Consider the following 14,193-nt stretch of genomic DNA (forward strand, 5'->3'; position numbering starts at 1 on the left):
TGTTGCCCGTCGGCACGCGGCATGTCGGATGACTAGTTGATCTCCAAGAAGGTTGCCCGCGCCAGCTCGGCGGTCTGGCTGGGGGTGCGACCCACCTTCACCCCGACCTTTTCCAGGGCTTCCTTCTTAGCCTCCGCTGTTCCCGAGGAACCGGAGACAATGGCACCCGCGTGGCCCATGGTCTTTCCCTCCGGGGCGGTGAACCCGGCGACATAGCCGATGACGGGCTTGGTGACGTGGCCTGCAATGTACTCGGCGGCGCGTTCTTCCGCGTCTCCGCCGATCTCTCCGATGAGGACGATGACCCGGGTGTCGGGGTCCTCTTCAAATGCCTTGAGTGCATCGATATGGGTGGTTCCCACCACCGGATCTCCGCCAATGCCAATGCAGGTGGTGAATCCGATGTCCGATAGTTCGTACATCATCTGGTAGGTCAGAGTGCCCGACTTCGAGACCAGTCCGATCCCGCCGGCCCCCGTGATGTCTGCCGGGGTGATGCCCACGTTGGAAAGTCCCGGGCTGATAATCCCGGGGCAGTTCGGCCCAATCAGACGCACTCCCTTGTCGAGGGCGTGCTGGACGAAAGCGACGGAGTCGGCAACCGGGATCCCCTCGGTGATGACAACCACCAGCTCAAGATCGGCGTCGATAGCTTCCATTACCGCACCCTTGGCGAATGCCGGGGGAACGAAGACGACAGAGACGGTGGCGCCCGTTGCTTCCTTCGCCTCAGCAACGGTGCCGAAGACGGGGATGTCTACCTCTCCGCTTTCAACCAGGCCCCGGTCGTGGCGGTGCCCGTAACCATTGACCTCGAAGTGGACGGAAGTTCCGGCCTTGCGCGGGTTGACGCCGCCGACAATATTGGTTCCTGAGTCCAGCATGCGCTGGGTGTGCTTCATACCCTCAGACCCTGTCATGCCCTGAACGATGACACGGTCGGCTTCAGTCAGAAATACAGCCATTTCCGTTTACTTCCCCTCTGCTTCGATGTCGATCGTGACGGTTACCTTGGCGTCTTCGCGACCCAGGGTGACGGCGGCGAACTCTGCCGCTGCAGCTGCTGCCGCATCCATGGTGTCAACCATGGTCACCAGTGGGTGACCTGCTTGGCCCAGGATCTCGCGTCCCTCTTCGACAGAGTTTCCGTCCAGTCGGACCACGATCGGCTTGGTGGCCTCATCGCCCAGGATCTCCAGGGCACCGATAATCCCCCGTGCGACCTCGTCACAGGCTGTAATACCACCGAAGACGTTGACAAAGACGGACTGCACCTGCTGGTCATGCAGGATGACTCCGAGGCCCTTGGCCATCACCTCCGCAGAGGCACCACCACCGATGTCAAGGAAGTTAGCCGGGCGAACATCGTAGGGCTCACCAGCCATGGCAACCACATCCAGGGTCGACATAACGAGGCCGGCGCCGTTACCGATAATTCCGACCTCACCCTCAAGACGGACGTAGTTGAGCCCCGCCTCCTGGGCGGCGACCTCAAGGGCATCATCTGAACGTCGGTCTGCCAGGGCAGCGTGGGCTTCGTGACGGAACGAGGCGTTGTCATCCAGTGAGATCTTGCCGTCGAGGGCGATAATCTTACCGTCGGTCGCCTTCACCAGGGGGTTGACCTCAACCAGTGTGGCGTCCTCACCCTGGTAGACCTTCCACAGGTCGACGATGACGGGTGCGATAGCTTCGGTTTCTTCGGCATCGAAGCCGGCTTCACCGAGAATGGCGCGAGCCACCTCGGGGTTGATTCCAATCGCTGGATCAAGGGAGACGCGTGCCAGTGCTTCGGGTCGTTCCTTAGCCAGGGTCTCAATGTCCATTCCGCCCTCTTTGGAGCAGAGGACGATATCGCAGCGTTCGGCGCGGTCGAGGAGGATCGAGAAGTAGTACTCTTCGGCGATGTCCACCCCTGCGGCCACCAGCACCGAGTAGACGGTGTGACCCTTGATGTCCATCCCGAGGATTTGACGAGCCCACCCCTCAGCCTCATCGGCACTCCACGCCAGTTTGACGCCGCCGGCCTTGCCGCGACCACCAATCTTGACCTGTGCTTTGACGACCACGGGGAAGACCCCGACGCTCTCAGCTGCCTTCCTCGCCTCCTCCGGTGTTGTACAGACGACGCCGGTAACCACCGGCACACCGTAGGCATCGAAAATATCCTTAGCCTGGTATTCGTAAAGGTCCACTCCGTTGTTCCCTTTCTGGGCCTGTAGTGCAGGGACATGCGGCCGGGCTCCTCAAAAGATGAAGTACACCACCCACAATCTTGCCTCTCCAAGATAGCGCTTTAGGCCCCCTGCCGCACCGAAGTGTCCGACGAAAGTCCCCAACTAGAGTTTTGTGAGAGGTGCCATACGGAGCAGAAGGCGTTTCGTGACATTGCCGAAATCAATCTTGGCCACGGCGGAACGACCTGTTCCCTCGTTTCCAATCACCACTCCCTCACCGAGGGTGGCGTGGAGGACATGGTCACCGACGGCAAGCGACAGGGTGGCTGGTTCTTCAGTCTGGGTCTTAGTGACCTCAGGCTTTTCTGCCTGGACGCGAGAGGGGCTGCGGGTTGCTGAACGGGCTGCACTGCGAAGTTTGGCTGCCTTCTTGACCAGCGACTCTCCCTCGCTGTCATCTGCCCCCCACGATGAAGTTGCCCGTGCGCCGGCCGGTCTGGATACAGCTGGCCTTGACCCCCACGCGGAGGCAGAGCCGGATCCCCACGACTTGGCGCGTCCCCCGCCGATCACCGGAGCGGAGTCTGATCCGTACCCACCCCAGTCGCTGTCATCGAAGGAACGGTGTCGGGCCCGCTCATGCGAGGTGTTCCACATCTGCTCACGGGTCGATTCGCTGCGCACCTCTACCGCCTCGGAGGGAAGATCATCCAGGAAGCGCGAGGGTGGAAGGTGCTCTACTGAACCCCAGGCACTGCGGGATGCGGCGCGGGTGATGTAAAGCTGCTTCTGGGCGCGGGTGAGAGCCACGTAGGCCAGGCGGCGCTCCTCTGCCAGTTCGGCCTCATCGTCCATGGAACGCTTGTGGGGGAAGGTCCCGTCTTCCATTCCGGTGACGAACACATAGGGGAACTCAAGGCCCTTGGCGGTGTGGACAGTCATCATGGTGACCTGGCCGCGTCGCTCTCCCTCTGCGGGAATCTGGTCTGCATCAGCAACCAGGGCGACCCGTTCGAGGAAGGCCAGCAGGTCCACCTGGTCAACACTGCCCTCATTGGCAAAATCCTCGGCGACCGAGACCAGTTCTGCAAGGTTCTCTACCCGCGAGGCATCCTGGGGGTCCTGCGAGGCGCGTAGTCCGGCCAGGTAGCCGGTGTCATCAAGGATCTTCTCAAGAATTACGGCCGGTTTGGCACCCGCCGAGTTCATCGCACGCATCTCTTCTAGCATCCCCCAGAACTGGGCAGCAGAAGCACGGGCGCGAGCCGAGAGCCCCTCAATCGAGCGCTCACTGTCCTGCAGCGTGTCGGCCAGTGCGCCGCCGAAGGAGAGTCCGTAGCGGTCCGCATGGGCCGCGATAGCCGCCTGCGCGATGTCGCCGATGCCTCGGCGCGGAGTGTTGAGAACGCGGCGCAGCGCCACGGTGTCATCTGGGTTCACCACCGCCTGGAGGTAGGCCAGAGCATCCTTGATCTCAAGGCGCTCATAGAAACGAGTACCCCCGACGATGCGGTAGGGAATGCCCGACCTCAGCAGCAGTTCTTCAATTACTCGGGACTGCGCGTTAGTACGGTAGAAGATTGCGATGTCGCCCCAGTCGACATTCTTCATATCGAGGTCACGCAGCTCAGAGATGATCACCCTGGCCTCATCATGCTCAGAGTCACCGGCGTGAAGCACCACCTGCGGTCCGGTTCCAGCTGCCGTCCACAGATTCTTAACCCGGCGGCCTTTGTTCCGCGAAATCACCGCATTGGCTGCGTCAAGGATGTTCTGAGTGGAGCGATAGTTCTGTTCCAAGAGGATGGTGGTGGCGTTGTCATAATCCTTCTCAAACTCTTCGATGTTACGAATCGAAGCACCACGGAAGGCATAGATCGACTGGTCTGAGTCACCCACCACGGTCAGCTGGGCCGGGGGGACACCGTCCGAACCGTCCCCCACCAGTTCACGAACGAGGACGTACTGCGCGTGGTTCGTGTCCTGATACTCATCAACCATGATCTGGCGGAACCGACGGTGATAGGCCTCAGCTATCCCCGGATGCGCCTGCAGCATCTCTACCGTCAACATGATGAGGTCATCGAAGTCCACGGCATTGGCCTGGCGCAGCCGCTTGTTGTACTCACGGTAGGCGGTGGCAATCATCTGTGACAGGGGATCTTTCGGTGCCTCTTCGGCGTACTTAGACGGAGTGATCAGCTCATTCTTGAGGTCCGAAATCTTGCCCGAGACAAAGCGGGTGGTAAACCGCTTGGTGTCAACATTTTGATCCTTGAGGATCATGCCGAGCAGGCGCTGGGAATCCTGGGCGTCGTAGATGCTAAACGTCGACTTGAGCCCCGCCGCACCGTGGTGCTCTCGCAGGATGCGCACACAGGAGGAGTGGAAGGTGGAGACCCAGACCCGCCGCCCCTCAGGCCCAATCAGCTTCGCCGTGCGCTCACGCATCTCAGCGGCCGCCTTGTTGGTGAACGTGATGGCCAGGATCTCTCCGGGTCGGGCCTGGTGGGTTTGCAGGATATGGGCAATGCGGTGCGTTAGCACCCGGGTCTTACCGGAACCTGCCCCCGCCATGATCAGCAGCGGGGTTCCGGTGTGAACCACCGCGGCAGCCTGCTGCTGGTTGAGTCCTGAAAGGATGTCGGACGGCGCCTGCTCTACCGGTTCGGGAGGAAGCGCGTCGAAGAGAAAGTTCTGGAAGTCCATGGCGCCTCTACCTTAGGACAGCCCTCCGACATCCACTGACCGCAGCACCGGGTCCGTGGACAACCCCGCTTCCTAGTGACCGCTGATTGTCTTGGCAAGACGCGCGGTTTCCCCAATCGACATGTGCGGCACATAGGCGTGACCTATGGCCAAACCGACAGTTGCCAGGGAGCCCACATCAGGCAGGCAGAGGTAGACCGGTTCGTAGGCGGGCTTGAACTTGGCCTTGAACTGGAGCAGCGAGCGGAAGCCATAAACCGGTTCCAGCCCCTTACCCAAAATCTCTAGGATGAAGTCCAGTGCAGCTGAGGAAGATCCTTCAACATCCTCCCCCTCCGGTGCTCCCCGATCAGAGGTCTGGGCTTTAGCCAGGGGGGCACCGGACAGGGAAACGATGCGGTACCCCCTTCGCTGCGCCTCAAGCGCCGCCTGGGCAATCATGTACTCCATCACCGGACGGAAACCATCTTCGCGCCGACGCATGAAATCAAGGGTCCAGCCGATGATCTCCCCGCCCTCATACACGGGCATCCATGAGGTGGCACCGTGCATCTTGCCCCCCTCATCAACCGCGAGAAGGATGGGAACATCCGGATCGTCCAGTTCTTTGACTCCGCCGAGGGTAAAGCCCATCTCAGGCAGGCCCTTGTCCGAAGCCCACTCTTCTGACATGGCTTCGACCTGCATACGCAGGTCCATAGGGGTTTCACTCCAGTAGCCCCAGACCGGGTTGATCCCTTCTTTTTTGGCGCGATTGAGGGCGGTGCGAACGTTCTGGAAGGCCTTTCCGGTAAATGCCAGTCCATCCAGGTTGAGAATGGTTTCTTCCGCGACCTGCAGTCTGGGCCAACCCCAGGAGGAGGCGATGTCCGCGGTTTTAGGGTGTACCGAGTAGAAGGCGGGGATCAGGTCCTGGGCGGAGCAGAACTCTGCAAACTCTTTCATGACGTGCTCAAGATCCTCGGGGTGAGCCGCCGGATCTGTCACGGTCAGCGCCACCCCTCCGTCAGCGCGGTAGGCAATCGCTGCCTCCCGGGTTGGAGACTCCCAGAACAGGTTGCCGTCCCAGGTCGACATCCAAGCCATGGTGCCGGCATCGGTCGCCTTGACGATCTCTTTGTAGCGTTCCTGAGCCAGCGCACTGGCCACATCGCGTTTGGTAAACGCCTTCAGGAGAAGTATGACGGCCGCGACCCAGGGGATCAGTGCCAACCAGTCGGAGAACCTGGTGAGGAACCAGGAGTCCGAGAGAAGGTGCGGAGTGATCAGATAGAGCGCGGGCGCCGGGAGCAGACGCAGGGCAAAATCACCGATGAGGCCGAAGAACGTCGCCTCCGGGGTGAAGGTGTTCCGCATGATCATGCCGACGATGAGGTAGGCGATGAGGGCGACGGCGGTGAGGCCGCCGATCCAAGCCCAGAACCTCCGGTAGGCACCCCGGGGCGCCCTCACCGTGAACATGGGGTAGGACGCGATAACAAGGAGCAGCAGAACCAGGGGCACAACGATGGGCACGATGAAGTTCGCGGTCAGGACCCCGGTCCCTTCAAGTCCAAGGGCACCGGCAGCGGCCTCCCACCCGTGAACCTTGCTGCGCACGATGATGAGGTGGGCGGCCGCAATGGCTGCCGCCCCACCCTGCAGGATGATCGTTCCCCAGAATGCGGCACGTCGCCCTCCGCGAAGCCCCCAGGCAAGGACCAGCTGCACCAGAAGCGGCAGAATCGTCATGAGGCGTGCGGCAAAGCCGGTGGAGCGCAGCATGTACGACAGGTTGGCGCACTGTGAAGCCAGTCCATCGGTGGCACAGATCGTCTCTACTTCCCCCGGTGAGACATCGGTGAGCAGGTCACCGCGCAGGTTTGCCAGAGCCCCAACCATCTCTGTTGAGCGCAGCGAGAGCAGGGTTCCGATGACAACACCGGCGACGATGGCCGCGACCAGCACCCTACCTTCACGCCTGGTCCCCGTAAGTGGGCGACGATCCCGCTGCTTGCCCCAGAGGATCACTCCGATTCCCCAACCAACCAGGGCCGCCACCAGGGCGGTCACCGCATTGATGGATCCGGAGAAGAGGACAAAGACACCGAGGACAGTCAGGGCAATGATCTGAACCCGGCGACGCCACAGGGTGTCAAGTCTGATGGAAAGGGCAAGGGCGGCGCCAACCAGGAACGCTGTCATCCCCGAACTGGTCTGAAGCGCAAGCATCTGACCCCACTGGTGGTCCAGATCTGTGATCAGCCAGGCCACCCCGAGAGTCAGCAGGGAACCCACCCAGGCTGACAGCAGACCGATGATGGCGTAGTCCCGTGAGCCGATGCGGCGTTCCACCCAAATACCAAGACTGAGGAGAAGAACCACATCCACCACAACGTGGATCCATGTCGTCGCCCAGAGGATGTAGGTAAACACCGTCCACCACGGAGAGCCGGTACTGGCCGCAACCAGACCTTCCATTCCCAGCGAGGGAAAGGCCTGACCCACCACCCGAACTGCCACCAGCAGAATCGCTAGGACCAAGGAGACGGGACCGCTGACAACCCAGCTGCCAAAACGTCTGGCTAGTGAGGTGGCGGAGGACAACCACTGACTGAGGCGGGAAGGTCGCAGCTCGGCTTCGACCTCAACGTTCTCTTCAGACAGAACGATGGCGTCAGCTACCGGTGACCCGGTGGGCTTGGAATCTGGAGTGGGGAAAACTTGATCCGGCACAGAGGTTCCTCTAACTGATTGATCTACTGTCACAGCGAAAGAAAGCGCCGCAACACGTCATCTACTGGGTGTTCAGACAGAAGCCTAAGCCACATGTCCGACACAAGCGGCCTACCCTAGTCATTACGGAAAGGTTGCCAAGCAGGGAGGGGCCTGGGAGATGAGCTGGAGCAACAGTGGGGTTGGACCCGAACACGTCTTCGAGGGACGTCCCTTCCACATCCGACTACGGGATGGGCGCCGCATCGACTGGCGTGAGTACGGCAGGGAAGACGGCTTTCCGATCTTCTACTTCCACGGCACCCCGGGTTCAGCACTGGAAGGGGGAGTTTTTGAGGATGCCGCCCTTGAACACGGCGCGCGCATCATCGCCCTCGACCGGCCCGGCATGGGCAAATCAGACTTCCTACCCGGCAGACGAATCGTCGACTGGCCCGCAGATGTCAGCGAGGTGGCACGTCACCTCGGGATCAAGACCTACTCCATAGTCGGCTGGTCCGGGGGTGGGCCGCACGCCCTGGTTTGCGCTCTTCCCCTCGCCTCCCAGCTTCGCGCACTCGGCATGGTCGCCCCCCAGACAGAGCACGCGATCTTCAACAACGACGTGGAGCGTTGGGCCGGCCGCCTGTGGATGCCCGCCCTAAAACTATTGACGAAGATCCCCCAACTCGGTGAGGACATTCTTGAAATGGGCTTTCGCCTATCAGATCGGCGCCGCGCAGCCCGCAGCGACAAGGGCATCTACAGACGAATCTTTGCCCGCTCTAACGCCCACGCTCAACAGGCCTCAAGCAGGGGTGTGATCCATGAAAATGATGCCCTTCTGAGCGACTGGGGAATCACGATCAGTCAGATCGCGGCGCAACTCCACGAGGTCCGACCTCCCCTCCCGATCACCGTCTGGCAGGGCGGTAAGGACACCTCGGTCGATATTTCAGGCTCTCGTCACCTCGCGGCCGTCCTCCCCGACTGCAACCTGAAGTTTGACCCGAAGGCAAGCCACCTCGACATCCTGCTGGATCAGGCCGAGGACATCGTGCTGTCCATGATGCACCCCGAGCTGGACTAGCCGCGACGGCTAGACAATGTTGCGCTTAACCGCCCAGCGCGTCAGTTCGTGGCGGTTGGAAAGCTGCAGCTTACGAAGCACCGCAGAAACATGGCTCTCAATAGTCTTGACCGAAAGGAAAAGATCGGAGGCGACCTCCTTGTAGGTGTAGCCCCGCGCGATCAGGCGCATCACCTCAGCCTCCCTGGTTGTCAGTAGGTCCAGTTCGTCCTCTTCGTTCGGGTCCGTCTGCTCGGTGCCGAAGGCGTCGAGGACGAACCCCGCCAGTCGCGGGCTGAATGCGGCGTCCCCCGCGGCGACGCGTTCAACGGCTGCAACCAGCTCGGGAGTAGAGATCGACTTGGTGACGTACCCACGGGCCCCGGCGCGAATGACGGCCACCACGTCGGCTGCCGCATCGGAGACCGACAGCGCGAGGAAACGGGTTTCCGTGAGGTCCGCGCAGCGACGCGCCACCTCGGGTCCCCCACCGCCGCCACCGCCGGGGAGGTGCACGTCAAGAAGAGCTACATCGGGACGCAGAGCGTGGCAGGCCGCAACCGCCGTTTCCACGTCAGCTGCTTCACCAACCACCTCAACCGCGTCGCTCTTGTCGAGCTCGGCGCGAACCCCTGCGCGCACCATGGGGTGATCATCAATGACGAGGACGCGGATAGTCATGCCGTCTCTCTTTCTGACTCGTGCGAACCGACGGGAAGGACCTGGTCGTCCGCGGAACGTGGAAGCCTGATGCAAACTTCGGTGCCTCCGAACCGGGGGGCGGAACCACTCCCTTCGCCGTTTCCGACGCTAGCACCTGCCGCGCTATCCTCGGCGAACATGAAGGGCGATGGTTCACTGGGCGGAAGGAAGCGGACATCGACCTCACCCCCCACACGCTCGACCCGACCGATAATTGAGTTGCGCAGGCCATGGCGGTCCGATGCGATCGCATCGATATCAAAGCCCGGGCCGGCATCTTTGACGTAAATCTCCAGGTTGCCATCCCGCGCCTCCTGGAAGACTGTGATCGGGGGGCGCCCGTGGCGAACGGCATTGGTCATCGCCTCGGCAGCGGCAGCGATGGCGGCGCTCTGGCGCGGCCCAGGCGTCATGTCGCCAACGGTGACGACCTCGATCACAGTGCCATAGGTAGCCTCAATCTCCGCAGCCTGCTTAGCGAGGGCTTCTGCCACGGAAACCTCAGGTTCAACGCTGCCCGTGTAGAGCCAGGCGCGCAGCTCGTGTTCCTGGGTGAGGGCGAGGGCGCGTACGCGGGCCGGGTCATCAGCAGCCCCCCTTATCAAGGTCAGGGTCTGCAGGACAGAGTCGTGCAGGTGAGCCGCAATATCAGCTCTCTCTACCTCGCGAGCCTCGCGGGCCTGGGAGGTGGTGAGGTCCCGAACCACCCGCAGTGCCAGGGGGGCCAGGGTGAGGGTAGCCACGATGAACACGACCAATGCGGCGGTCAGCCCCGATGAGACCGTCGGGATGAGGCCGAAGGCATATAGCGTGTTCAATGCCCCAATAACGGCGACCAGGGTGCCGAGGACGACCAGACCGATGGGTCCCAGTTTCCTCCCGGCCACCCGGGGTGCCTGGAACCACACCAGCCACATTCCGGCCACCGTCAGGACCGGCCAGAAGATCCGCAGCCCCGAGGTTCCAAAGAGGGTAAATAGGAAGGCCGTAACAGCAGCTACGACAAGGAACGCCACCCCGACGACAAAGAGGCGTCCGGCCACGACCTGGGTGTCACGCCGTTCTCCCACTTCACGCATCGGTGCCCGGTAGGCCTGCGTCGCGGGCCCGGCAACCTGGGTTTCAGCTGTGATCTGCTCATCTGTAGAGCTGGTCAACCACAGCCAAATGTAGAGGGCGACCCCGAGTCCTCCCAGGAGTCCAAGGGCAACGAACGCAGTCCGCACCGCAGCAACGGGAAAACCGTAGCGTGCAGCGATGCCGGAGGCGACACCGCCGACCCAGGGCGGCGCCATTCCAACACTGTCCGACTGCGCCAGTCTCAGGGGGGTGCGTTTACTTTTGGCCACGTCCTCATGGTGTCAGATCCAGCCCGCCACTCCCACCCCCTAGGGACGGATTGGGGGACCAATCAGGGACCTACCCCATGCCGCCGGGCCACCCTGGTGGCGCAAGATTGAAACATGAATGAAACGTACCCACCCGGGATGCCCCCGCAACCGCGGAAGCAGCGCACCCTAAGCAATACCGTTACCTACTCTGCCGTTGGAGCCATGCTGCTGATCGCTGCCATCGGCTTCCTGATCATGTGGAACACCTATGGTTCATTCCAGGGAAATGTCATCCTGGTGGCAACCGGCCTCATCATCCTGATCGGCGGCGCAGTCATCGTCTATGCGGCAGCCACCAGGCAACGACCCGGCTGGTTCCTCCCCTTCACCATCGTCGGTGCTGTTATCTCAGGCCCCATTCTCCTCGGTGGCTACTCAATTAGTGCCCTGTCGTACTACGACACCGGCTACACGAGCGAAGTGACCTACGAGGAGTCGTACGAACTGGAAGAAATGCCCACCACCTACCTCGACTACACCGAGGAGGAGATTTGGAGTTCCGGGGAGAACAACATCCTCGACCTGCGCCAGGTTCCGGAGGGGGTGGACTTCGACTATGACGTCGAGCTCTATAACGCTGAGCTGACTGTCTTACTCACCTCGGAGCAGATGCCAGTCATCGAAGGCATGGAAGTTTACGACAGCACTTTCTTTGAGGCCCTGACCTCAGATCTAAGCGGCGGTGAACTCGGTGAAATTGACGCGAAACTCGAATACTGGGCCAGCTTCGGGATGTCCGAGGGCGACTACCCCTGGGACTTTGGCAGACGTAGCCAGGATGCACGCAACGTGTTTGGCTTCGACGTCTTCGCAAGCGGATACTCGGCCATTCGCTTCGTGATTGACGTTAAGGACGATCCGACGGCATCCGTGGACTCGTCACAGTCCGGCGCCAAGGACGACTCGCAGCAGTCCACTGGCAAGGATGAGACCCCCCAGTCCGCGGACACTTCGAAAGATGGGAAGAACTGAGATGACCAATCCGACTCAGGGCCCACAGCCCCAAGAGAACCACACTGAGCAGCTTCCCCACACGGAGGCCCCCACGCAGTTCTTCAACAATCCCTATGGACCGAACCCAACCATGCCCCCGGTTACCAAGGTTTTCGTTGCTCCCGACGGAAGTCGGATCTCCATGCAGGACCTTCCGCTGGGGGGACCGAGGGTTCCCACCACACCCACCCCGCACGGCGCTGCCACCACGGGGATGCCGTTTGCTAGCCCCGCGCCGAGTCCCGAGGCTCCGGCACCCGACTTCTCCGCCGCAGCTGGGTACTACGCTGCACCCCTGTACCCACGCGCCGAGCCAGGTCCGGCCCCAATCAGCGTGGGAATGCTGGTGTGGGGTGTTATTCTGATGATTCTCGGCCTGATGGTTGTCTTCAGCCCCATCACCGGGGCCGGCGGTTTCCAGGCCCTGATCATCCTGCTGTTCGCGGGAGCCGGTATCGCCTTCCTAGTGCTGGCCTACCTGACCTCGCAGAAGAAGGGTCCCTTCGCTGAGAACACTGAAATGGGGTCGGCACCGTATACGGCACCAACCCCAGATCAAGGTCACTAGGACAGCGGACTAGAGGTCCCTGTACCTCTCAAGCTCTTCCTCAACGATGCTGGGATCCAGCTTCGTGAACACCGGGGCGGGTTTGGCAATGGGGGTTCCCACAGGAACCTCTCGCCTCTCCCACCTCGGTGTTTCGCTGTAATCACCGGTGATCACCGGGTAGCTACCCGGGGTCACCTCAAGGACCGAGTCCGGGTTGTCGTCCTGAGCAGTTCCGGGAGCTTCGGCAAGCAGCGCCTCCCCCTCGGCCCCCTCTTCGGAAACCCACACCAGCTTCGGCATCGGAGCTAGCTTCCCTTCCCCACCCATGACCCTGTCGACCGCGTTTGCCGAATGCGGCAGGAACGGAGCCAGCATGGTGTTGAGGTCAGAGACGCACTGGGCCAGGACCCAGAGGACCGTCCGCAAGCGCGGCTCCTCTTCCTCAGACTTCAGCTTGAACGGCGCGGTATCCGTGATGTAACGGTTCACCTCACCGACCAGGCGCATCACAGCTGCGATCGCAGCCTTCTGGTGGTGTCCCTCAATCAAGCCACCCACCTCCGTGAATCCACTGGCGAGGGCGTCGAGCAGTTCGGTGTCGATCTGCTGCAGCTCTGCCGGCTCTGGAACCTCTCCGAACCTCTTGTGGATCATGGTTGCGGTGCGGTTGACCAGGTTGCCCCATCCTGCGACCAGTTCGTTGTTGGTGCGCCTCAGAAACTCTTCCCACGTGAAGTCAGCATCCGAGGTCTCTGGTCCCGCAGCACTGATGAAGTAGCGCAGGGCATCAGGCTGGTAGCGGGCCAGCATGTCCCGCACGTAGATGACAATGCCACGGGAGGTAGCAAACTTCCGTCCCTCCATGGTGAGGAACTCAGAGGAAACGACCTCGGTCGGTAGGTTCAGCCTGCCCAGCGGTCCCGGCTCTCCCCCCAGGGAACCCTCGCCGTTGTAGCCCAGTAGCTCCGCGGGCCAGATCTGAGCGTGGAAGACGATGTTGTCCTTACCCATGAAGTAGTAGGTCAGCGCCTCAGGGTCGTTCCACCACTTCCGCCATGCCTCTGGGTCTCCGGTTCGCCTAGCCCACTCGATTGAGGCCGACAGGTAGCCCACCACGGCATCGAACCAGACGTAGAGCCGCTTGGTGGGTTGGTCCTCCCACCCCGGAACAGGAATACCCCAGTCGATATCTCGGGTCATGGCGCGGGGGCGAACCTCTTCGAGGAAGTTCTTGGCAAAACGGATGACATTGGGTCGCCATCCCGCTGCCTCACGACCATCAAGCCACCTGGTGAGAGCGTCGGCCAGTTCCGGCAGGTTCAGAAAGTAGTGCGTGGTCTCTACAAACTCTGGCGTCTCCCCATTAATGGAGGAACGCGGGTCGATGAGGTCGATGGGATCGAGCTGATTGCCACAGTTGTCACACTGGTCACCTCGGGCTCCCGCGGCCCCGCAGAGGGGACAGGTGCCCTCAATGTAGCGGTCTGGCAGGGTCCGCCCTGTCGACGGCGAAATGGCTGCCTGCGCCGTCTGCTCCAGCATGTAGCCGTTGTCACGCACCACTTCAAACATGGCCCGGGTGACGGCATGGTGGTTTGCCGTGGTCGTCCTCGTAAACAGGTCGTAGGACAGACCCAGGTTCACCAGGTCCTCAGCAATGATCAGGTTGTTCTCGTCTGCCAGTTGACGGGGTGTCTTTCCCTGCTTCTCGGCCTCAACCAGAATCGGGGTCCCGTGTTCATCGGTACCCGAAACCATGAGGACGTCATGGCCCGCCATTCGTGCGTAGCGGGAGAAAACATCCGAAGGAACGCCGAAGCCAGCAACGTGCCCGATATGGCGGGGTCCGTTGGCGTACGGCCATGCAACTGCAGAAAGAATATGGCTCATGCCCACAGCCTAGTTGCG

The 14,193-nt window shown here is 61.5% G+C and carries 10 protein-coding genes; 3 read left to right on the forward strand and 7 right to left on the reverse strand.

Annotated elements, in window-relative coordinates; genetic code table 11:
- Positions 1-32: 32 nt before the first annotated feature.
- From sucD to CS903_RS08370, 4 genes are all read right to left on the reverse strand, one after another.
- Positions 33-965, reverse strand: coding sequence for a succinate--CoA ligase subunit alpha (sucD, locus tag CS903_RS08355; protein ID WP_099333103.1), 933 nt, complete (start codon positions 963-965; stop codon positions 33-35).
- A 6-nt stretch (positions 966-971) separates the two neighbouring features.
- Positions 972-2,195, reverse strand: a complete 1,224-nt coding sequence (gene sucC, locus CS903_RS08360) for an ADP-forming succinate--CoA ligase subunit beta (RefSeq protein ID WP_099333104.1) — start codon at positions 2,193-2,195, stop codon at positions 972-974.
- Between the two features lie 144 nt (positions 2,196-2,339).
- Positions 2,340-4,886 carry an ATP-dependent helicase gene (locus CS903_RS08365; RefSeq protein ID WP_099333105.1) on the reverse strand — a complete coding sequence of 849 codons (2,547 nt, stop codon included), beginning with the start codon at positions 4,884-4,886 and terminating at the stop codon, positions 2,340-2,342.
- 72 nt (positions 4,887-4,958) lie between these two features.
- Positions 4,959-7,601: a rhomboid family intramembrane serine protease gene (locus CS903_RS08370; protein WP_099333106.1), complete on the reverse strand. Its 2,643-nt coding sequence runs from the start codon at positions 7,599-7,601 to the stop codon at positions 4,959-4,961.
- Positions 7,602-7,761: 160 nt separating this feature from the next.
- Between CS903_RS08370 and CS903_RS08375 the strand changes: the two genes are divergently transcribed.
- Positions 7,762-8,670: an alpha/beta fold hydrolase gene (locus CS903_RS08375; protein ID WP_099333107.1), complete on the forward strand. Its 909-nt coding sequence runs from the start codon at positions 7,762-7,764 to the stop codon at positions 8,668-8,670.
- A 9-nt stretch (positions 8,671-8,679) separates the two neighbouring features.
- Here the strand turns inward: CS903_RS08375 and CS903_RS08380 are convergent, their stop codons facing one another.
- Positions 8,680-9,330, reverse strand: a complete 651-nt coding sequence (locus tag CS903_RS08380; protein WP_099333108.1) for a response regulator — start codon at positions 9,328-9,330, stop codon at positions 8,680-8,682.
- Positions 9,327-10,700, reverse strand: a complete 1,374-nt coding sequence (locus CS903_RS08385) for an ATP-binding protein (protein ID WP_099333109.1) — start codon at positions 10,698-10,700, stop codon at positions 9,327-9,329. The genes CS903_RS08380 and CS903_RS08385 overlap by 4 nt, the downstream gene beginning before the upstream one ends.
- Before the next feature lie 138 nt (positions 10,701-10,838).
- On the opposite strand from CS903_RS08385, the gene CS903_RS08390 reads away from it, so the two are divergent.
- Both CS903_RS08390 and CS903_RS08395 read left to right on the forward strand, forming a co-directional pair.
- Complete coding sequence (locus tag CS903_RS08390; RefSeq protein WP_129587640.1) at positions 10,839-11,714, forward strand: M48 family metalloprotease; 876 nt, start codon at positions 10,839-10,841, stop codon at positions 11,712-11,714.
- Position 11,715: 1 nt separating this feature from the next.
- Positions 11,716-12,303 carry a hypothetical protein gene (locus CS903_RS08395; RefSeq protein WP_099333111.1) on the forward strand — a complete coding sequence of 196 codons (588 nt, stop codon included), beginning with the start codon at positions 11,716-11,718 and terminating at the stop codon, positions 12,301-12,303.
- 9 nt (positions 12,304-12,312) lie between these two features.
- On the opposite strand, the gene metG is transcribed toward CS903_RS08395, so the two are convergent.
- Positions 12,313-14,175, reverse strand: coding sequence for a methionine--tRNA ligase (gene metG, locus CS903_RS08400; protein ID WP_099333123.1), 1,863 nt, complete (start codon positions 14,173-14,175; stop codon positions 12,313-12,315).
- Between the last annotated feature and the right edge of the window lie 18 nt (positions 14,176-14,193).

Origin of the sequence: Actinomyces minihominis, assembly GCF_900187855.1 — a bacterium.
GTDB classification, from domain to species: Bacteria; Actinomycetota; Actinomycetes; order Actinomycetales; family Actinomycetaceae; genus Scrofimicrobium; species Scrofimicrobium minihominis.